Genomic DNA, 18,422 nt, shown 5'->3' on the forward strand with positions numbered 1-18,422 from the left:
TCACTGGCTGTCACTCAACGGATATCATATTTTATTGGTCGTTTCAGGATGAAAAAACCGACAGTGAATCGCTATGCGCAAGGACGCCATTACGAACATCAAGCTAAACAGTTTTTGCAAAAACAGGGGCTTGCCTTTGTTGCAGAGAATGTAAAAATTCGTGGCGGGGAACTCGATCTGATCATGCGTGATAAACACACATGGGTATTCGTTGAAGTCCGTTTCCGTCAGAACGCACAATATGGTGATGCCATTGCTACAATTACCCAAAGCAAGCGTAAGAAACTGTTGCATACAGCCGCTGTCTGGTTGTACCAACGCAATGAATGCCTGGAAACAGCATCGTGTCGCTTTGATATTTGTGCGATGACAGGCCAGAAATTTGAATGGCTGAAAAATGCCTTCACCCTGAATGAGAGCCTATTTCTGTAGGTTCCCTATTTTCTCGCTAAATAATAGATTCCAATATACATAGGTCATAACGTGCTGGATAGAATTAAAGTCTGCTTCACAGAAAGTATTCAAACTCAGATCGCAGCAGCAGAAGCATTACCCGACGCAATATCACGCGCCGCCATGATGATGGTTCACTCACTGCTGAACGGCAACAAAATTCTTTGCTGTGGTAATGGCGGGTCTGCCGCAACTGCGCAACGTTTTGCCGCCAGCATGATAAATCGTTTTGAAACAGAGCGACCAAGTCTGCCTGCCCTGTCATTGAATACTGATAATGTGGTGATCACGGCTATCACTAGCAGTAAACAGCCTGACGAAATCTACGCCAAACAAGTCAGGGCATTGGGGCATACCGGAGACGTCCTGCTCGCCATTTCTACCCATGGAAATAGCCGGGATATCATTAAAGCCGTGGAAGCTGCCGTGACCCGTGATATGACAATTGTCGCGCTGACGGGCTACGACGGTGGTGAAGTGGCGGGATTACTAGGGCCACAGGATGTCGAAATCCGGATCCCCTCACACCATAGTATCCGAATTCAGGAAGTCCACATGTTGACAATCAACTGTCTGTGCGACTTAATCGACAATACGTTATTTCCTCATCAGGATGAATAAGGAGCCAACTAATGCGGTTATTCTCTCTCTTATTGGTCTGTTTCAGTGCAATGTTATTACAAGGGTGTATTGGTGCCGCAGTCGTGGGTTCCGCCGCGATTGCCACAAAAGCCGGATCAGACCCACGAACCATCGGGCAGCAAGTTGATGACACCACTCTGGAAGCACGGATCAGCAATGCCATTAGCAAAGATCCACAAATTAAGGCGCAAGCCCGGGTGGTCGCCACGGTATATCAAGGCAAAGTGCTTTTGACCGGGCAAAGCCCGAATATGGCTTTGGCGGATCGGGCGAAGCAAATCGCCGCGAAAATTGAAGGCACTGACGTGGTGTATAACGAAATCCGTCAGGGCAACCCGGTTTCTCTGGCGACGGCCTCCACAGACACCTGGCTGACCACCAAAGTACGCTCAAAAATTTTAACCAGCGATGCGGTAAAATCATCCAGCATCAAAATTGTGACAGAAAACGGGGAGGTCTTCTTGTTTGGTATCGTAACTAAACAAGAAGGGGCAGCCGCAGCGAAAATAGCCAGTGAAACCAGCGGCGTCCAACGTGTGACAACGGCATTCACTTACCTCAATTAAGATTCGTCAACTAAGATCTTTCAACCACAGTCTACAAGCGGCACAAATCACTGTGCCGCTTTTTTATTTGTTTCCCGTTTTTATCGTATCCAATGCCGATAGCGATATCACCCTTTATCGGTATTTTTGTTCTTTTTTCGGTTGTTTTTTTCGACAGCATCATTATTTCATAGAATTTAGCTCTGTACTTACGGGGATCTCAGTAGCGTGTCGTTTTTAAAAAAACGATGAAATTTGATCGAATTTACAGAGAGTAAACAGGAAAAAACAGAACAGTGGATTTGACTATTTTATAAGCTAAAAAAATGGTGGAATTATTCCACTCTAAAAAGATATTATAAAACAGACGGATATAATTAGAGTGTTCCCCGTAGGCACGGGGATAAACCGGAAAGGATGGGGAGCTATATTTATAGACCAAAGTGTTCCCCGTAGGCACGGGGATAAACCGCATCAAATGCTATCGCCCCGTTACAGTACGCCGTGTTCCCCGTAGGCACGGGGATAAACCGCCACGCCGGAAGAAATGGATCGCTATTGGGCGGTGTTCCCCGTAGGCACGGGGATAAACCGATACCAGAAAGGGGCATGGACATTGTAAGACGGTGTTCCCCGTAGGTACGGGGATAAACCCAAATAATATCAGGGCAGGAAAAGGCAGTTTATGTAACGTTGAGTGCGTAACAGCGATATGTATTTCGTAGCTTTCACCCTCTTGATCTATACTATTCCCCCTTTTGTTACCTATAAAAGACCATGGAACGCTTTATCGAAAACACTATGTATGCCTCGCGCTGGCTACTTGCACCGGTTTATTTCGGTTTATCATTGGCGCTATTTGCTCTTGCGGTTAAATTCTTTCAGGAAATCATGCATATCCTGCCGCATATTTTTTCCGTTGCAGAATCAGATTTAATCCTGACACTGCTTTCCCTGATTGATATGGCTCTGGTGGGTGGGTTACTGGTGATGGTGATGTTTTCAGGCTATGAAAACTTTGTCTCAAGCCTGGATATCCACGAAAGCAAGGAGAAACTGAGTTGGCTGGGGAAGATGGATGCCACTTCGCTCAAAAATAAAGTTGCAGCCTCAATTGTGGCTATCTCTTCCATTCACCTGCTGCGCATCTTTATGGATGCTAAAAATGTGCCGGACAATAAACTCATGTGGTATGTCATCATCCACCTCACCTTCGTTTTATCCGCATTTATGATGGGATATCTTGATAAACTTACACGCCACAACCACTAAACCATCAGGCCAACGATCATCGCCCCGTTGCCAGTTGAACTCAACCGGCTGGCATTACGGGACTCTCCGCTCCGATAATTCACGGTTCATCGCTTCTCTCATCAGCTTCTCGATAAACCTGTCCACGACCATTTCAACCACGTCACTTCTGGTCGTCTCAAGCCGATGGGCCAGCCCATCAATTTTTCTGATCACAGACATTCTCAACGAGAGAGAAACCGGTTTTTTCTTCTCTTTATCAAGAAAGACATGGCTGATGGCTTCGTCGGCTTTTAGACTAAGATGATGAGCGAGCAGTTCTTCAATCCTTTTCACATCTTTTTTGGTCAGCATTCCGCTATCAACCAGTTGATAGGTATTCCCTATCTTGCTAAAGCGGATATCCGCACAGTAAAGATCCCTCAACTCCCGCAGTGCGCGGGTTAATGTCGGCTCCGAACAGCTAAGTTCTTTGATGATTCTCACTTTACTGATCGGTTTGCCATGTGAAAGTAATAAGGTTAACTTGAAATTTCTAAATTGTTTGGGACTGAGCAGCATGTTTTCAATTACCAAGTTAGGGGTGTCAAAACAAACCCCCTATTATCAACTAAGTGAATGAGTTTCAGCATAGCTTCTATCACAACTAAATCAATATCAAAACAGATTAAAAGCCTTAATACTCTTTTCGTCAGTTTCAGGTTTTATGCTGTCTCAGACTCTATGCCATAATATTCTGCCCGCTCAAGTATATTCACCGCCCAACGTTGATGGGTGGCTGGCTCACACATCACGCCACGGGATTTGAAAACAGCCTGATTTGAGGCGAGGATATTCAACGCATCAGCATAGTCGTGGGAGCTGACCTTCAACGCTCGCTGAATACAGGCGATCTGCTTCGGATGTATGGCGGTTTTTCCCACCAAACCATGGGCAATATCCAGTGCCAGCTCTTTCTCCAGTATCTCCAGATCATCAATATGCTCACAAACCGGTGCTGTCAGGGCGAACTCCCGTGCAGCAAAAACGGCGACCAGCATTTTAATGACATATCCCATTGGCCCATCATAAAGCGTGAAATCACGGGGACGTCGCAGAGATATCACACTCATCAGGTCATTACCGCCAATACGCAGGGCAATAATACGTTCTTTGCAAGGATGATTTTTGAGAGTGTCAGCAAGCTGATTCATTTTCTGGACATCAAAGACTTCTTCGGTTTCCAGCGTTGGCATGATGCAAAGATGGGTTGAACCCACCATATCCCACCAGCCCGCCAACGAAGCATAGGTAAATTTGGGCAGAACCAACCCATCAATCATATTGAGGTTAATATTGGCGATCAGATGCTTCGCCATGCTCATGTTGCGCGGGCGGATAAAAATCATGGGGCGATGATGTCCGGTATTGGAAACAGATGAACCGGAAGAAGGCGCATCAGATTCCGCCAATGTTTGCAGGACACGGCTGAGATTTTCAATCGCCGCCGGGATATCCTGTTCACTGACCGCATCTTCCAGACAAATCACGAGGGAGCGCAGCCCAAGGACTTTATTGTGTAACACAATTTCTGCAATGTTCTGCCGGGTGGCCGGCATATACAGCGTTGCGCCAAGTTGATATGGAGAAGGGATCGGTTTCATCACACAACCTTTTTAATAATAGTGACGGCGCGATATTGACCTATCAGATCGCCGACTTCCGTAATAACAATATTTTTCTGACGTGCCAGATGAATCAATAGGGCAACATCAGGATCATCAAAGGAACGCACCAGTACGTGTTCTGGCACACGCCGCAACACGGCGCGGGTGGCTTCAGCAATGCCGGGTTTGATGCGATTGATGCTGTCAATCTGGTATTTTTCGGCAAGATTAGCAATCACTTCCTGACTCAATTGCAACAAAGGTTTTTTTTCCTGCACCAGCCAGACGGCCTCTGGTACAGCGTCCAAATCCAGTTGCTCACGACACGCAGCAATGGTATCCACCAGCAGACGACTGCATTCAAACGCGGTCAGGTGATCGCATTGCACGCAGCCATGCAATCCTTCCCCGCGCCAGATCGAGCGGGATATCAACCCCGATACCGGCGCGCCCATAATGCCAAAAGGGATCAACCAGTCATCATCACTTGCGGCCAACCACGAACAGCCACAGGGATCAGCCAGTACCACCAAACGAGGCGTCTCTGGATAACCTGCCCGCCCCGCCAGCGCGCGCGACAATTCTGCGGTAATCGCCCCTTTGCCTGTCCAGCCATCGACAAACACCAGACCTTCCGTGCCATGTTGCTGTTCAATATACGATAGGGCGGTGCTGTCAATGCCCCGATCCCGAATGATGCTGATACCATAATGATAAGAGCGTTTGCCCATGGTCCTGAGTGCCTGATGCAACATCACGCCCAAAGGGACACCCGCCCTGACCAAACTGACCAACACCATCGGTGTGTCCCCAAAGCGCGATATCAATGCCTTGGCAAGCATCACCACTTCCGTGGCCAACCGCACCGCGCCTTGTTCAAGGGCTTTATCAAACAGCTCAAGATGATAAGAGGTCGGTTCCGGCTCCTGACTCAGCATATCCGAATAATGGCGGGCACCTGATTGAATCAACTGTTCCTTAACATCAACCGGCGTCATCTCAATTTGGATGGGTTTTAGCAAAAATTGAACATCATCAGCGACATAACTTCCAGAAAAAGGCGGAAAGCTATTCATTATTTACAACTCCAAATAAAGCAGTCATTAATGTATCGGCAAACTGGCTTTGCCGGGGCATACCAAACCAATCGCACAATTGCATGAAACGGTGATCACTCAGACTGTCGCCCAAACCAATGACGGGAAAAGCCCCTCTCTCAGCGCGTAACCTTTGCAAAAGGTGACGGGTTGCCATGCCCTTGTCAACACACCTCGGCAGCAAAGTCAGGTTGTTATTGTTTTGGTGGAAATAAAAATGTTGTTGGAAGTCGGCATGATTTTCCTGAGCCAAGGTTTCGGCCAGTAAATTAAGCTCGTTCAACCGATCATGATCCCGATGTTTAATGATCAGGAAAACCGGCATATCACCATATTCATAATCAATCCGTGCCCATGCATCCAGACCATGAGATGCAATCAGGCGATGGCACAAGCGTTCCCATTCCTGCAATTTATCCCGATACGGCATTAATTCCGGCAACATATGTGATTGCCACTGTTCATCAACCGCACCTTCTGGCGTAAGAAGCACCGCGCCATGAGAGACAATGCTCCAGGAATGACCAAAGATTTGTACCCGCTTGAACTGTTCTGTATTTCTGGCGGTGACAGGAATAAGCTCTGCGTGAGCCAGCAGCCAGTCAACCAGCATGGATTGCTCTTCCGTCATATAGCTATGGGGTGAGTTTTTCCGATCCAAAGCGCCTACACGAAAGGCCGGGATAGGCGATGCCCCCTTCATCTTTCGGCGTGATTGAAATAGCGTGTCATCGAGATCGGTCAGGAAAACAGGCTTAATCATAAGAAACAATCTCTACCACGGGAGAAACATGCGCAAGCTGTTCCATCAACCCCTGATCAACCGACGTTTTCGGCGTTTCAAGACAGAGCAGCACACGGTCAAACGCCTGATGCGCGACATTGTAGAGAAAATTGGGGATGCCAAGCCCGTAATTATCGGTAAAAGTCATCACTGACTGAATCGCATGGCCGCAGGAGATCGGAGAACGGGTTGTCGAGCCAAACATGACCGAGGCACCGGCTTGCTCAAGCCGTTCAGCCAGCAGGAACGGCTGCCAGACAAACTCGCTGGAGCCTAATACCAATACTTTCTCACCTTCCTTAACGCAAATATCAGCACCGATATCACACTGGCTCTCATCCAATCCCAAACGCCCCCAATTCTGGTGACCGATAATGCTGACGTTTCCCCGCGCCGTGACATTGACCTGAGGCATAACCGGAACCGGGGCAGAGATATCTGCATCCCATTGCCAGTTTCCTGCAATCAGGGAAACGGCAGAAACCCGCAACGGGCTGCGTTTCACAACCGCTTCCCCACTCCAGTCCGTCAACGTTACCGTGACAATATGTTCAATATGATTAAGCCCGGCCTTGCGCAACGCCTCCAGTAGATTGAGAAACGTATTGCCGGTCGTGGCTTCATCATCAATCAAGACCAGAGTGCGTGCATCGATCACCCGCTGGCGCAGCCGGCTTTCTGTCGGCCAATAAATCAGGTGATCCGTTGCATGGCTGTGGTTTTCCTTAAATTCACACAATAAATCACCCTCAACGGGATGGCGTGTCGAAGTGAGAAATACCGGGGCATCCACCTTGCCTTTCGTTTCCTGAAACACCCCGGCGGCCAGCCCGACAGCGGTTTCCGCCATGCCAATATACAAAACAGGGCCAGAAATATTAACCGGAAACCGTTCAGACAATTGTCGATAAACCGAGCGCATAATGGAGGGACTGACAGGAATATGCCGTCCCAAAACCTTACTGACAAACAAAAATGCCCTTTTGGGATTACGGCGTTCAGCAATATCAAACAGGGTTTCCAGAGATGCAGATTCATGGGGTGCTGTTACCGTCAACATCCCACTGTTTAATCTTTTTTGATAAACCTGTTCCTGATAAACCTGTTCTTTATAAACAAGGGGATTATTCAATGCTGTCATGTGATGCCTTTTAAAAAAAATTCTGCTTATTTAGGATGATTGATGAATGCGGCAACTATCTTTTCACAAATTAAATTATCTTTTCATAAACCAAATTTCGTTATCCAGACAGAAACAATTGTTAAATTGCTGACACCCAACTGGGTAATTTGCCATTTCCGCTCTTAATTCGGTGGAATATGCATCGCAGTCTAGAGTTGAGAATAACGCCATGTCAATCATATTATGATTTTTTAGAACAAAATTTGTTTGACTTTTCTGCACAGAAAAGAAATGATAAAAAATGACGCCAGATTGTTTCCTATCATACAGTTAACAACCAGACATACTGTTTATGGGAATCATAATATGACAGATTTTCGCTATCTATTTGTCATATTATGATTTTTTTAATACGTGAAATTACCGTGATTCACCGACAAACAGAATAGAGGTGTCATTAATGGTTTCGTTAAACAAGAATCAGTCAGTTTCACTCGCCAAACAGAGTGCTTCACTGGCTAACGTTGATTTTGGTCTGGGATGGGATCCCGTCACCAAGAAAAAAGGCTTCCTGGCAAGTTTATTCGCCAGCAGTGATGAAATTGATCTGGATGCAAGCTGTATCCTACTGGATCAATCCGGCAATGCCATCGATACCGTATGGTTCGGTCAGTTGAAATCAAAATGCGGTTCTATCCTGCATACCGGCGACAATCTGACCGGTGAAGGCGATGGGGATGATGAAGTTATCCGCGTTGATTTGATCAAACTTCCCGCAAATGTTGAATATCTGGCTTTTACCGTCAACAGCTTCCGGGGTCAAACCTTCAATGATGTTGAAAATGCCTTCTGCCGTGTCGTTGACCAAAGCGGCAAAGAACTGGCTCGCTATAAGCTGCATGAGCAGGGTTCCCATACCGGCATCATCATCTCTTCCCTGCGCCGCAATGGGGGTCAATGGGATTTTACGGCACATGGCGTCCCTTGCGTTGGGCGTACCATTGAAGCGATGTATCCGCAGATCGTCGAAACGGTGGTACGCTGATGAATCTGACACCCGGGGGCAATGCCCCGGTTTCCAATCAAACACTCACTGTGCGGATCCTGTCAGGTTCAGCCGTTGATGTCTCAGCTTTCCGCCTGTATGCCGAGGGTAAAGTTAAAGGCGATCCCGATATGGTGTTCTATGGCCAGCCAGTCAATGACGACAACACGATCCGTCTGGCAGGTGGCAACATCAATACCTCATTTTTCGTCAACTTGCCGGCATTGCACCCGGATGTCCAGAAAGTCGCCTTCACCGCGACCTGTGACGGCAATCAAACGATTTCCAACCTGCGTAGCCTGACTATCCGGATCGAACTGAACAGCAGCGTAATTTTGCAGGGGGAGGTTGAAATACAGGGACGCCCGGAAGCCGCCCTGATCCTCGGTGAACTGTACCGCCGCAATGGTGAGTGGAAATTCCGCTTTATTGCCCAAGGCTTCAATGGCGGCCTTAAGCCGCTGGCAGAGCATTTTGGCGTGAATATTCTTGATGATGCCCCCGCCGCAGCGCCAACCACAGCACCGGCACCAACGCCAGCTTCCAATAACGTGAATCTGAGCAAGGTTTCCCTGACCAAAGAAAAACCGGCCATCAGCCTGAGTAAACGCGATAACTTCGGTAAAATCCGCGTTAACCTGAACTGGAACCAGACGGCTTCCCCGCCAAAAGGTTTACTGCAAGGCATGTTTGGTTCAAACAAAGGTGTGGATCTGGATCTTGGCGCCTTTATCCGACTGCAGGATGGATATAAAAACGTGGTACAGGCATTGGGGAATAGCTTTGGCGATTACCGCGCTGAACCCTATGTCGAATTACAGGGCGATGACCGCACCGGTAATGTGAGTGACGGTGAATGGCTCCACGTCAATGGTCTTGAATGGCAAAACATCCGTGAAGTTTTGATCTACGCCTTTATCTACGAGGGTGCACCTAGCTGGGACAAAACCGACGGTGTGGTCACGATCCATGTCCCTGACCAGCCCCCGATTGAAACCCGGATGACGGAAGGCAACAACCAAAAGGGCATGTGTGCCATTGCTCGCCTTGTCAATGAAAACGGTGCCATCAAAGTGGAGCGCATCAATCAATACTTCAAGGGGCATAAAGAGATGGATCAGGCGTTTGGATGGGGCTTTAACTGGACATCCGGCAGTAAATAACCGGTTATTTATCTTTTAAACAAGTCGTTTTTAAACAAATCGTTTTTAAACAAACGGAGGAGCTTATGTCCTTTTTAAACAAACTCAAATCTGCGTTCAACGCAGGACGCGAAGAACTGACCAATCAAGTGGGTCGCTTCAAGAACAGAAAGTTCATGGAAGGCACCGTGGCGGTATGTGCACACGTTGCTATGGCGAGTGACGGCGTCAGCTCAGAAGAAAAACAGAAAATGATCGGGTTCATCAAAACGTCCCCTGAGCTGAACGTGTTTGATACCACCGAAATTATCGAGTTCTTCAACAAACTGGTCAGCAGCTATGAGTTTGATGCTGACATTGGCAAAGGTGAAGCCATGAAATTCATCATGGCCCTGAAACAACAGCCGGAAGCGGCGCAGCTTGCATTGCGTGTCGGGATCGCCGTCGCCAAAAGTGATGGTGACTTTGATAACAACGAAAAAAATGCTGCCCGTGAAATTTGTCTGGCCCTTGGCTTCGCTCCGGCTGACTTCGAACTGTAATCGCAGATAATTTAAGAGGCTTACTTCATGGTATCCACGCACATTGGTTTTCCGATAGAAACCGTTGCTGTATTCATTCTACTGTCGGTGGGTGCGCTTTTTATCGACCTCTTTATGCATCGTCATGATAAGCCGATTTCGTTGCGCAGTGCCGCTCTTTGGTCTATTTTCTGGATCGCCATTGCCTTTGTTTTCGCGGGGTTCCTGTATATTCATCATGGCGCGGAAACCGCGAGTCTGTTTGTCACGGGCTACGCTCTGGAAAAAGTCCTTTCCGTCGATAACCTGTTTGTCATCATGGCGATTTTCTCCTGGTTCGCGGTTCCGGATCGCTACCGCCATCGCGTCCTGTATTGGGGGATCATCGGCGCTATCATCTTCCGGGGTATTTTCGTTGCCATCGGGACAAGCCTGCTGGCGCTTGGGCCGTGGGTTGAGATCGTGTTTGCGGTCGTCGTTGGCTGGACGGCGGTCATGATGCTGAAAAATGGCGATGATGACGATGAAATCGAAGATTATTCCCAGCATCTTGCCTACCGTTCAGTGAAACGTTTCTTCCCGATTTGGCCGAAACTGCGCGGCCATGATTTTATGCTCAGCCAAAAAGAAGTGGATGCAGAACTGGCTAAACCAGAAAATGCCGATGTAAAAGCGGGTCGCTCCGGTAAAGCGGCACTTTATGCGACACCCTTGATGCTGTGTCTGGCCGTGGTTGAACTGTCGGATGTGATGTTTGCCTTCGACTCTGTACCGGCGGTTATTGCTGTCAGCCGGGAACCTTTAATTGTCTACAGTGCCATGATGTTTGCCATCCTGGGTCTGCGTACACTCTATTTTGTGCTGGAAGCCTTGAAACAGTATCTGGTGCATTTGGAGAAAGCCGTGATCGTCCTGCTGTTCTTTATTGCCACCAAGCTGGGGCTGAATGCTTCTGAGCATCTCTTCCATCATGGTTATTCAATTTCAGCGACAACCAGTCTGTTTGTGGTGATTGGCGTACTGGCGGCCGGTATTCTCGCCAGCCTGCTGTTCCCACAAAAAGAAAACGCAAGCTAAATCCGGTAAGTAAAATCCAATTAATACAACGTAATAACGTAATAAGTGAGGAATAAATAATGGGTGTATCTCTTTCTAAAGGCGGTAACGTTTCTCTCAGCAAAGAAGCGCCAACCATGAAAAACGTTCTGATCGGTCTCGGTTGGGATGCGCGTGCCACTGATGGGCAAGACTTTGACCTTGATGCGTCTGCTTTCCTGCTGGCGGCCAACGGCAAAGTACGTGGTGATGCGGATTTTATTTTCTACAACAACCTGAAATCATCTGACGGCTCCATTATGCACACGGGCGACAACCGCACCGGTGAAGGCGATGGCGATGATGAATCACTGAAAATCAAGCTGGATCAAATTCCTGCTGACGTAGATAAGGTTGTGTTTGTGGTCACTATCCATGATGCACAGACCCGTCGCCAGAGCTTCGGTCAAGTTTCCGGTGCGTTCATTCGTCTGACTAACGATGATACGCAAGTGGAAGTGGCTCGCTATGACCTGACTGAAGATGCGTCCACCGAAACCGCTATGCTGTTCGGTGAGCTGTATCGCCATAACACTGAATGGAAATTCCGTGCCGTGGGTCAGGGTTACGCGGGCGGTTTGGCTTCGGTTTGTGCGCAGTACGGCATTAATGCAGCTTAATATAAAATAAAAATCCGGTGTGCTGTCACTGAGATTAAAAGCCCTGCCTGTAATATTTGGCAGGGCTTTTTTAAAACAGTCTCAATCAAATGCTATTTTTAATACCGCATTGCCAGAATACTCACCGGGAGTGACATTATTCGCCGTCTTTTTCAATAGACTACTCAAATTCAATTCTTCACCATTAGGGCCAACGGCAAGTACTGATTTATTTTTTCCGGCATCATACTTTAAATTATTGCCTTCCACGGTCAATAACGATTCCACACCATTTTTATTGGTTTTTATCGGTAACTCTATTTTATTACCACTGCCTTTTCCGGTTGCCTTACTATCATCTTCCAATGATAAGCTAATATTGGCGGGATATTCACACGTTAAACGAATCGTACTCTTGGCAATATCGCCGTCAAAATTTGTGGTGGTTAAATTCCGATGTCTTAATTCTACAATATCTGAAGGCGTTGATGAACATGAATTAGTAATATTGATTGTATAATTAACTTCAATATCAGCACCATAATATAACGAAATACCATATTGCTCGCGGTGCGTTTGCGGATCAGGTTCTCTATAAGCATTCAACTTTCCGATATTGACAGAGCCAGTATAAGAACCCGCAGGAATATTATCATTTATTTTATAAGAGACGCTATTTTTCCCTGAAAACCGGTTAATAAAATACCCTTCAGAACCATTCTTTCCACAGTCAGAAACAGGGTACATATCCACTGTCCAAAAAGAAACAAAATCTTTCCTTTCATGAACGGGACCAATAGATTGAGATAAACGCACTTCATATTTACCTAGCATTCCAATTGCTGGCACCGTTTTCCCATTTATATTTAATTCAATTTCCTTTTTCAAATTTAAGACGGCAGTAGAGTTCACCTTATGACCAGAATGACAAATCCCATTGAACCAAGCCTCTCTCCCCAAAAATTGACCAGGGAAATCCATTTCAATCTTTAAAGTTGCATATTGAGATGCACTACCTGTATAGGTTGCCGTCGCATTAACCGTACCTGAACTTACATAATACCCCCAATCGCCGCCATACACCGGCCCCCAGATAAAAATAAAAATCAAAAATCCCATTCTTTTCATATTCAAGCCCCATATTCAGATATCAATCATATTTTTTACCCAGAGCCATATCTACTGAACACTCATAAAAAACAAATAAAAAAACACGCTCAATCAAATGCTATTTTTAATACCGCATTGCCAGAATACTCACCGGGAGTGACATTATTCGCCGTTTTTTTCAATAGACTACTCAAATTCAACTCTTCACCCTTAGGACCAACGGTAATCATTTCTTTATTTTTGTTAGCATCATACTTTAAATGATTGCCTTCCACGGTTAACAATGATTCCACGCCATTTTTATTGGTTTTTATCGGCAATTCTATTTTATTACCATGACCTTTTCCGATTGCCTTATGATCATCTTCCAATGATAAGCTAATATTGGCAGGATATTCACACGTTAAACGAATCGTACTCTTGGCAATATCGCCGTCAAAATTTGCCGTCGTTAAATTCCGATGTCTTAGTTCTACGCTATTGGAAGGCGTTGCTGAACATGAATTTGTGATGGTGATGGTATAGTTAACTTTAACGTCAGCACCATGAGCTAACGAAATACCATAGACTTCATAGTACTGTTGCGGAGTAGGCTCTCTATACGCATTCAACTTTCCAATATTGACAGAGCCAGTATAAGAACCCGCCGGGATATTATCATTTATTTTATAAGAAACGTGATTTTCTCCTGAAAACCAGTTGCGGAAATCTTCTATTGCACCATTATGTCCACACCTGGCACCATAATGATGGTCAGTTGTCCAAAAAGAAACAAAATCATTCCGATTATAAACGGAACCAATAGATTGAGATAAACGCACTTCATTCCTACCTAGCATTCCAATTGCTGACACCGATTTCCCATTTATATTTAATTTAATTTCCTTTCTCAAATTTAAGACTGCAAAAGCGTTCACATCAGAACCTTCATGGCAAACTCCATTAATCCAGGTCGTTCTCCCCCAAAATTCAGAAGGAAGAGTCATTTTAATATCTAAAATTGCATATTGAGATGCATTACCTGTATAGGTTGCTGTCCCATTAACAGCGCCTGAATCAATATAATACCCCCAACCTCCGCCATACACCGGTTCCCCTATAAAAATAAAAATCAAAAATACTATTCTTTTCATATTCCAGACCTATATTCAGAGAGCAATGCCTATTGATAACTCATCAAAAAACTGGCCGCAGACTGAAAACTGCCGGCCTGCAATTCATGTCGATTTTCTGTTACCAACCTGGCAGTCAGTGACACCATTCCCTCCGGTTTATTCGCCCGCAAATCAACGCCTTCAACCGACACCCAGTTATTTAATACAATGGGTTTATTTTTATGCGTTAACGCAATTCCTAATCCTTTCATTGAGGTGGATAACACATTGTTTCCCAGCGAATTCATCACACGATAACCCGAAGGCTGAATTTTCATTTTTAATACCTTGTTGACCGGCGCTGGGCTGTCACAATGTACATTTAATTGAAATGATTTTTCAGCCTTTGCTGTCCCCACCGCCTCCAGAGCGATATTCCTTAGGTCAACATCAACGGTTTTATCGCCATTCTCCCCCGTCACATCACACGTCGGTTCCTGTAACACGCCCTTGACGGTAATTTTTACATCAGCATAGCTCGTCCCCTGCCATACCATCGCGCAGACCAGTAATATCCACTGGTACATCTTCATCTGTTTGCGTCCCATGATAATTATTTGGTGTCTTTAATGGCGGTACACTGCGCATCATGGCAGCGGAATTGCAGGGTTACGCGGCCGCCATAATCATTGATATAGGTAAGATAAGGGGTGGCATACTGCCCCTTGTTGACCGTCTCACTGGCAAACGGTGCCAACATCATGCCCTCAAAATTCCCATTTTCTGATTGTGACTGGCTATTTCCCATCCCAATAATCGTAATGTAATAAGGGGTTGGGTTTTCTATCCGGAAGCCACCGTTAACCTTGTGTAATATCAGTTGATCCTGCCAAACGGCATTCGGTTTGGTTTGGATCGCGGCCGGCCGGTAAAACAGCTTAATTTTGGTTTGCAGCGCGATTTGCAGGACATTCGGTTTCTCACTTTTCGGCGGAATTTCCCTTAAGTTGAAATAAAACAGGGATTCCCTATCCTGTGCCAACCGATCAGCAGCGGGGGTTTTCTCCACCCGAATCAAGCTGCGCTTACCCGGTTCCAGACGTTGCACCGGGGGCGTTAATACCAATGGCCCTGTCGTGATTTTCTGCTGATTGGCATCTTCCAACCACGCTTGCGCCAAATAAGGCAACTGCTTATTTCCATTGGTGACATGCAAAGAAATCGATTTATTTTCGCCGTCAAATATCGCTCTGGTTCGATCCAGTGAAACCGCAGCCTGTCCCGAAAAAGTGCTTAAGAACAAAGCGGCACAGGCCAGTTTTTGCAAAAGTTGTTTATTCATATTTCGGTTACTCTTTTCAATTCAATTCATTAGAGGACACGTTATGGCGTTATGCCCGTTTGATGTGCCTGCGTCATACTCTGGCAAGGCAGCAAAACTTGCGATAACGGATCAATCTGCGTGGGTAAGGTGACTGAGCAGCGCTTGCCACGCCAATTCACTTGCAGGGTTTCCCCTGTCCGGGCACCACTGATCCAGGCCACTCCGCCATCATTCACCATGCCCAGTTCACGCCCATTTTCATTACGGATGCTGGCACCAAAAGGGGGAACGCTGCCATCTTCCAGACGCAATACCGCAAACAGGCGATGGCCTTTCAGTACTTCAAATTTGTTATAGCCAATCGCACCCTCCGTCAGTACCCATTCAGCCACCGCATCACGTGCCTCTACGTCGTTATCCAGCTTGCTGACATCCACCATCGTCGTATTGCGGTAATAACTGCTGACATTGGTCACCACCCCAATCCCCCAGCGATTGGTTCGCACCCGACCATCATCAATCGGCACATTGGCCACGCTATCGGTATCGGCCATCAGGCGCGTGCCGCCACCAGAGCCACCTGCATGCAGGGCTGCCCCTTTTGAGGTTATCGTCAGACCGCCATTGGCAGACATACCGACCGATAAATGACTGCCCTGAGCCATTGAAGCACTCACCGATGTCTGTGCCATATCGCCTTGATGGCTGTAATAACCACTAAATTGCGTATGAGGCTGCCCGCCTTTGCCGTGGCTGACACCTGCCGAGACGCTGTAATGGCTTCTCTCTCCGAGCTGACCACTGAGTCCCATATCCTGATAATAGCGACCACTGTTACTGCTATAATTATTGCTGTATCTCACGGTCTTCTTGCCCAATGGCAATGACACACTGAGCGAAACAGAATTGTCCATTTTGCCCGTGTCGGCAAAACGGGTACGATTTGCCGACACCCCCACAGCAATACTGTCCATACCGAAAGCAGAGAAATATTTATTGACCTGTGCGTTGTAATAGATGGTGTCCCCGGTATCCCAAAACGTTTGATAGTTGTAAGAAACCCCCATTGACAACTGTTGTTCTGGAAAACTTTTATTCAGCGATAGGGTATATCTCTCTTTACTACGCCCGCTCCACACTCCCCGATAACGCGCATCCAAATATTGCTGCATCGTCATGTAATTGCGTTCGCTAAAGCGGTAACCCGCAAATGTCACGTCCGTGTTGATATCATCAAAACGTTTGGAATAACTGAGACGCCAGGATTTTCCCTGCCGGGTGTTTTTATTCGCTTTCTCGTCACCCTTTGATACCTTCGCCATCGACTGCGTCATATCTGCGGATAATGTCCCGAACTGACCCAAATCAACGCCTGCGCCTACAGCAACCGCATTGTAGTTACCGGCCAGCACGCTCCCCCCATACAGCGACCAGCGGTTGGACACACCGTAAGAGAGTTCCCCCGCCGCAAAAATCGGGCCTTCGGTCTGATGGAAATTGTACCGTGAACGTCCCGATACCCATTTGTATCGCATCTGCCCCGGCCGGGTCAGATAGGGGATCTCAGCGGCACTGACCTGAAACGTTTTCACCCGGCCATCTTGTTCCGTGATTTTGACATCCAATGTTCCGCGCACCGAGCTGCTGATCTCCTGAATGGAGAAAGGACCTGCCGGCACGGTTGTGTCATAGAGAACATATCCTTGCTGTGTCACTGTTACCCTCGCGTTGGTATCAGCAACACCATTAATTTGTGGTGCATAGCCGCGCAATGTGGGTGGCAATTGACGCTCATCGCTTTCCAATGACAATCCGCTATAATTCCAGCCACTGAACAGATCTGAGTTAAAGGAAGATTCTCCCAATGTCAGATTGGCGCCCCATGAAGGCAGTGCCCGATACAGATAAACCCGGCTCCATGCCAGTGAGTGATTTTTCTGTCCCCACTTTCCTGAATTGTGGTGGTAATTCCCTTGATAATCGCTGCGTAAGCGCCACGCACCATAATTCGCCCCCACGGTGCCATTAAGCCAAATATTTTTATCCGCCGAGTTTCCCTGAGATTTAGACACCGTGGCATTCACGTTATAATCCATCATCACACCGGGTATTCCATTATCCCAGCGTGAAGGCGGTAACCAGGAATGATCCGAATATTCCAGATATTGCTGCGGTATCGCCATCCTAATCTGCGACTCAGACAATTCCGTTGACAACCTGACCCCTTTTAAGGCTGAAAAATCCACGCATTGCCCGTCATTCCACAGCGTCGTCTTTTCCTGAAATTTTTCTTTCAAACCAATCTTTGTCCGTAATTCAGGTGAAATACAGGCTTCAGAGGTTTCTTTATCCCCTGATTGCCTTAAAACAAATGGAATAACCGTTTCCCTACTGACTTCCTGATCATTAACCCGCAGGGCTAAACTGTATTTTCCCGGCATCACATAACCCGTCTGAGAGAAACGTGATAAATCAATATTCTGCTTATCTTCGGTATCCAGCATATCATTATTAAATTCAATAGATTGCCCTGACCCAATTCCTGAGAAAAACAAAATCGGCCCCCATAATAAATTTAGGGAGAATGCCTTATATTGTTTGATATTCATTTATAACTGCTCCTGCATCAGACGTGATTCATTATTGCAAATCCTGATTTAATTTATGATCACAGACTGACAAGAGTATCTATTTTCATTATTTCATCTATTTAAATAACACTCTTCGGCAAACACTTTCTACAAACTGTAGCATTATTACCCCTGAAAATGGATAATAAAGCCCTTGTTATTGCCACAAAGCCAATGCGTATTTAAATAAGAATTATGTCAAAAAGAAAATAATACGTTTTTTCATAAAAGAACGTACTCTGCAATATCAACCTATAGTATCCAACGCTTAGAAACCGTTTCATTGGCTGAAGTTCAGATTTTTTATATAACAAAGTACGT

The 18,422-nt window shown here is 46.4% G+C and carries 19 protein-coding genes and 1 CRISPR repeat array; of the genes, 9 read left to right on the forward strand and 10 right to left on the reverse strand.

Annotation, left to right across the window (positions count from 1 at the left end; all coding sequences use genetic code 11):
* Nucleotides 1–48 precede the first annotated feature (48 nt).
* From Xbed_RS08285 to Xbed_RS08300, 4 genes are all read left to right on the forward strand, one after another.
* A complete protein-coding gene (locus Xbed_RS08285) occupies nt 49–432 on the forward strand; it encodes a YraN family protein (RefSeq protein ID WP_086112451.1) in 384 nt (127 codons plus the stop codon).
* 51 nt (nt 433–483) lie between these two features.
* Entirely contained in the window at nt 484–1,074 is a 591-nt protein-coding gene (gene diaA, locus Xbed_RS08290; protein WP_086112452.1) for a DnaA initiator-associating protein DiaA, read from the forward strand.
* Nucleotides 1,075–1,085: 11 nt separating this feature from the next.
* On the forward strand, nt 1,086–1,661 hold the full coding sequence (gene dolP, locus Xbed_RS08295; protein ID WP_086112453.1) for a division/outer membrane stress-associated lipid-binding lipoprotein: 576 nt from the start codon (nt 1,086–1,088) through the stop codon (nt 1,659–1,661).
* Nucleotides 1,662–2,022: 361 nt separating this feature from the next.
* Nucleotides 2,023–2,295: a CRISPR direct-repeat array (repeat unit 29 nt; unit sequence GTGTTCCCCGTAGGCACGGGGATAAACCG).
* A gap of 122 nt (nt 2,296–2,417) precedes the next feature.
* Nucleotides 2,418–2,912 carry a TIGR00645 family protein gene (locus tag Xbed_RS08300; RefSeq protein WP_086112454.1) on the forward strand — a complete coding sequence of 165 codons (495 nt, stop codon included), beginning with the start codon at nt 2,418–2,420 and terminating at the stop codon, nt 2,910–2,912.
* 54 nt (nt 2,913–2,966) lie between these two features.
* On the opposite strand, the gene Xbed_RS08305 is transcribed toward Xbed_RS08300, so the two are convergent.
* The 5 genes from Xbed_RS08305 to Xbed_RS08325 form a co-directional block, all read right to left on the reverse strand.
* Nucleotides 2,967–3,452, reverse strand: coding sequence for a tellurium resistance protein TerW (locus tag Xbed_RS08305; protein WP_086112455.1), 486 nt, complete (start codon nt 3,450–3,452; stop codon nt 2,967–2,969).
* 143 nt (nt 3,453–3,595) lie between these two features.
* The gene (locus Xbed_RS08310) at nt 3,596–4,534 is read right to left on the reverse strand and encodes an HpcH/HpaI aldolase/citrate lyase family protein (RefSeq protein ID WP_086112456.1); all 939 of its coding nucleotides are present in this window, start codon (nt 4,532–4,534) and stop codon (nt 3,596–3,598) included.
* Nucleotides 4,534–5,613 (reverse strand): cysteine protease StiP family protein, encoded by a 1,080-nt coding sequence (locus tag Xbed_RS08315; RefSeq protein ID WP_086112457.1) that lies wholly within the window; start codon nt 5,611–5,613, stop codon nt 4,534–4,536. The genes Xbed_RS08310 and Xbed_RS08315 overlap by 1 nt, the downstream gene beginning before the upstream one ends.
* The gene (locus tag Xbed_RS08320) at nt 5,606–6,397 is read right to left on the reverse strand and encodes a hypothetical protein (RefSeq protein ID WP_086112458.1); all 792 of its coding nucleotides are present in this window, start codon (nt 6,395–6,397) and stop codon (nt 5,606–5,608) included. Before Xbed_RS08320 ends, Xbed_RS08315 begins: the two co-directional genes overlap by 8 nt.
* Nucleotides 6,390–7,559, reverse strand: a complete 1,170-nt coding sequence (locus Xbed_RS08325; RefSeq protein ID WP_086112459.1) for a phosphoribosyltransferase domain-containing protein — start codon at nt 7,557–7,559, stop codon at nt 6,390–6,392. The genes Xbed_RS08320 and Xbed_RS08325 overlap by 8 nt, the downstream gene beginning before the upstream one ends.
* Before the next feature lie 442 nt (nt 7,560–8,001).
* On the opposite strand from Xbed_RS08325, the gene Xbed_RS08330 reads away from it, so the two are divergent.
* The 5 genes from Xbed_RS08330 to Xbed_RS08350 all read left to right on the forward strand — a co-directional run bounded on the left by Xbed_RS08330 (nt 8,002) and on the right by Xbed_RS08350 (nt 11,964).
* On the forward strand, nt 8,002–8,586 hold the full coding sequence (locus Xbed_RS08330; protein WP_086112460.1) for a TerD family protein: 585 nt from the start codon (nt 8,002–8,004) through the stop codon (nt 8,584–8,586).
* A complete protein-coding gene (locus Xbed_RS08335; protein WP_086112461.1) occupies nt 8,586–9,749 on the forward strand; it encodes a TerD family protein in 1,164 nt (387 codons plus the stop codon). The genes Xbed_RS08330 and Xbed_RS08335 overlap by 1 nt, the downstream gene beginning before the upstream one ends.
* Nucleotides 9,750–9,814: 65 nt before the next feature.
* Nucleotides 9,815–10,270: a tellurite resistance TerB family protein gene (locus Xbed_RS08340; protein WP_086112462.1), complete on the forward strand. Its 456-nt coding sequence runs from the start codon at nt 9,815–9,817 to the stop codon at nt 10,268–10,270.
* 27 nt (nt 10,271–10,297) lie between these two features.
* Nucleotides 10,298–11,326, forward strand: coding sequence for a TerC/Alx family metal homeostasis membrane protein (locus Xbed_RS08345; RefSeq protein ID WP_086112463.1), 1,029 nt, complete (start codon nt 10,298–10,300; stop codon nt 11,324–11,326).
* A gap of 59 nt (nt 11,327–11,385) precedes the next feature.
* Nucleotides 11,386–11,964 carry a TerD family protein gene (locus tag Xbed_RS08350; protein ID WP_086112464.1) on the forward strand — a complete coding sequence of 193 codons (579 nt, stop codon included), beginning with the start codon at nt 11,386–11,388 and terminating at the stop codon, nt 11,962–11,964.
* Between the two features lie 81 nt (nt 11,965–12,045).
* Here the strand turns inward: Xbed_RS08350 and Xbed_RS08355 are convergent, their stop codons facing one another.
* The 5 genes from Xbed_RS08355 to Xbed_RS08375 all read right to left on the reverse strand — a co-directional run bounded on the left by Xbed_RS08355 (nt 12,046) and on the right by Xbed_RS08375 (nt 18,074).
* Nucleotides 12,046–13,071, reverse strand: coding sequence for a hypothetical protein (locus Xbed_RS08355; RefSeq protein ID WP_086112465.1), 1,026 nt, complete (start codon nt 13,069–13,071; stop codon nt 12,046–12,048).
* An 89-nt stretch (nt 13,072–13,160) separates the two neighbouring features.
* A complete protein-coding gene (locus Xbed_RS08360; RefSeq protein ID WP_139837470.1) occupies nt 13,161–14,186 on the reverse strand; it encodes a hypothetical protein in 1,026 nt (341 codons plus the stop codon).
* A 29-nt stretch (nt 14,187–14,215) separates the two neighbouring features.
* The gene (locus Xbed_RS08365; RefSeq protein WP_167371883.1) at nt 14,216–14,740 is read right to left on the reverse strand and encodes a fimbrial protein; all 525 of its coding nucleotides are present in this window, start codon (nt 14,738–14,740) and stop codon (nt 14,216–14,218) included.
* 20 nt (nt 14,741–14,760) lie between these two features.
* Nucleotides 14,761–15,489 (reverse strand): fimbrial biogenesis chaperone, encoded by a 729-nt coding sequence (locus Xbed_RS08370; protein WP_086112469.1) that lies wholly within the window; start codon nt 15,487–15,489, stop codon nt 14,761–14,763.
* 41 nt (nt 15,490–15,530) lie between these two features.
* Nucleotides 15,531–18,074 (reverse strand): fimbria/pilus outer membrane usher protein, encoded by a 2,544-nt coding sequence (locus Xbed_RS08375; protein ID WP_167371885.1) that lies wholly within the window; start codon nt 18,072–18,074, stop codon nt 15,531–15,533.
* Nucleotides 18,075–18,422: the final 348 nt, after the last annotated feature.

Origin of the sequence: Xenorhabdus beddingii, assembly GCF_002127545.1 — a bacterium.
Lineage (GTDB): Bacteria > Pseudomonadota > Gammaproteobacteria > Enterobacterales > Enterobacteriaceae > Xenorhabdus > Xenorhabdus beddingii.

Bases quoted from the DNA above. Each gene is read 5' to 3' on its own strand.
- Xbed_RS08370 (WP_086112469.1), bottom strand. From the start codon at position 15,489: ATGAATAAACAACTTTTGCAAAAACTGGCCTGTGCCGCTTTGTTCTTA.
- Xbed_RS08350 (WP_086112464.1), top strand. From the start codon at position 11,386: ATGGGTGTATCTCTTTCTAAAGGCGGTAACGTTTCTCTCAGCAAAGAA.
- Xbed_RS08305 (WP_086112455.1), bottom strand. From the start codon at position 3,452: ATGCTGCTCAGTCCCAAACAATTTAGAAATTTCAAGTTAACCTTATTA.
- Xbed_RS08320 (WP_086112458.1), bottom strand. From the start codon at position 6,397: ATGATTAAGCCTGTTTTCCTGACCGATCTCGATGACACGCTATTTCAA.
- Xbed_RS08310 (WP_086112456.1), bottom strand. From the start codon at position 4,534: ATGAAACCGATCCCTTCTCCATATCAACTTGGCGCAACGCTGTATATG.
- Xbed_RS08335 (WP_086112461.1), top strand. From the start codon at position 8,586: ATGAATCTGACACCCGGGGGCAATGCCCCGGTTTCCAATCAAACACTC.
- Xbed_RS08360 (WP_139837470.1), bottom strand. From the start codon at position 14,186: ATGAAAAGAATAGTATTTTTGATTTTTATTTTTATAGGGGAACCGGTG.
- Xbed_RS08340 (WP_086112462.1), top strand. From the start codon at position 9,815: ATGTCCTTTTTAAACAAACTCAAATCTGCGTTCAACGCAGGACGCGAA.
- Xbed_RS08300 (WP_086112454.1), top strand. From the start codon at position 2,418: ATGGAACGCTTTATCGAAAACACTATGTATGCCTCGCGCTGGCTACTT.
- Xbed_RS08330 (WP_086112460.1), top strand. From the start codon at position 8,002: ATGGTTTCGTTAAACAAGAATCAGTCAGTTTCACTCGCCAAACAGAGT.
- Xbed_RS08315 (WP_086112457.1), bottom strand. From the start codon at position 5,613: ATGAATAGCTTTCCGCCTTTTTCTGGAAGTTATGTCGCTGATGATGTT.
- dolP (WP_086112453.1), top strand. From the start codon at position 1,086: ATGCGGTTATTCTCTCTCTTATTGGTCTGTTTCAGTGCAATGTTATTA.
- Xbed_RS08345 (WP_086112463.1), top strand. From the start codon at position 10,298: ATGGTATCCACGCACATTGGTTTTCCGATAGAAACCGTTGCTGTATTC.
- Xbed_RS08365 (WP_167371883.1), bottom strand. From the start codon at position 14,740: ATGAAGATGTACCAGTGGATATTACTGGTCTGCGCGATGGTATGGCAG.
- Xbed_RS08355 (WP_086112465.1), bottom strand. From the start codon at position 13,071: ATGAAAAGAATGGGATTTTTGATTTTTATTTTTATCTGGGGGCCGGTG.
- Xbed_RS08285 (WP_086112451.1), top strand. From the start codon at position 49: ATGAAAAAACCGACAGTGAATCGCTATGCGCAAGGACGCCATTACGAA.
- Xbed_RS08325 (WP_086112459.1), bottom strand. From the start codon at position 7,559: ATGACAGCATTGAATAATCCCCTTGTTTATAAAGAACAGGTTTATCAG.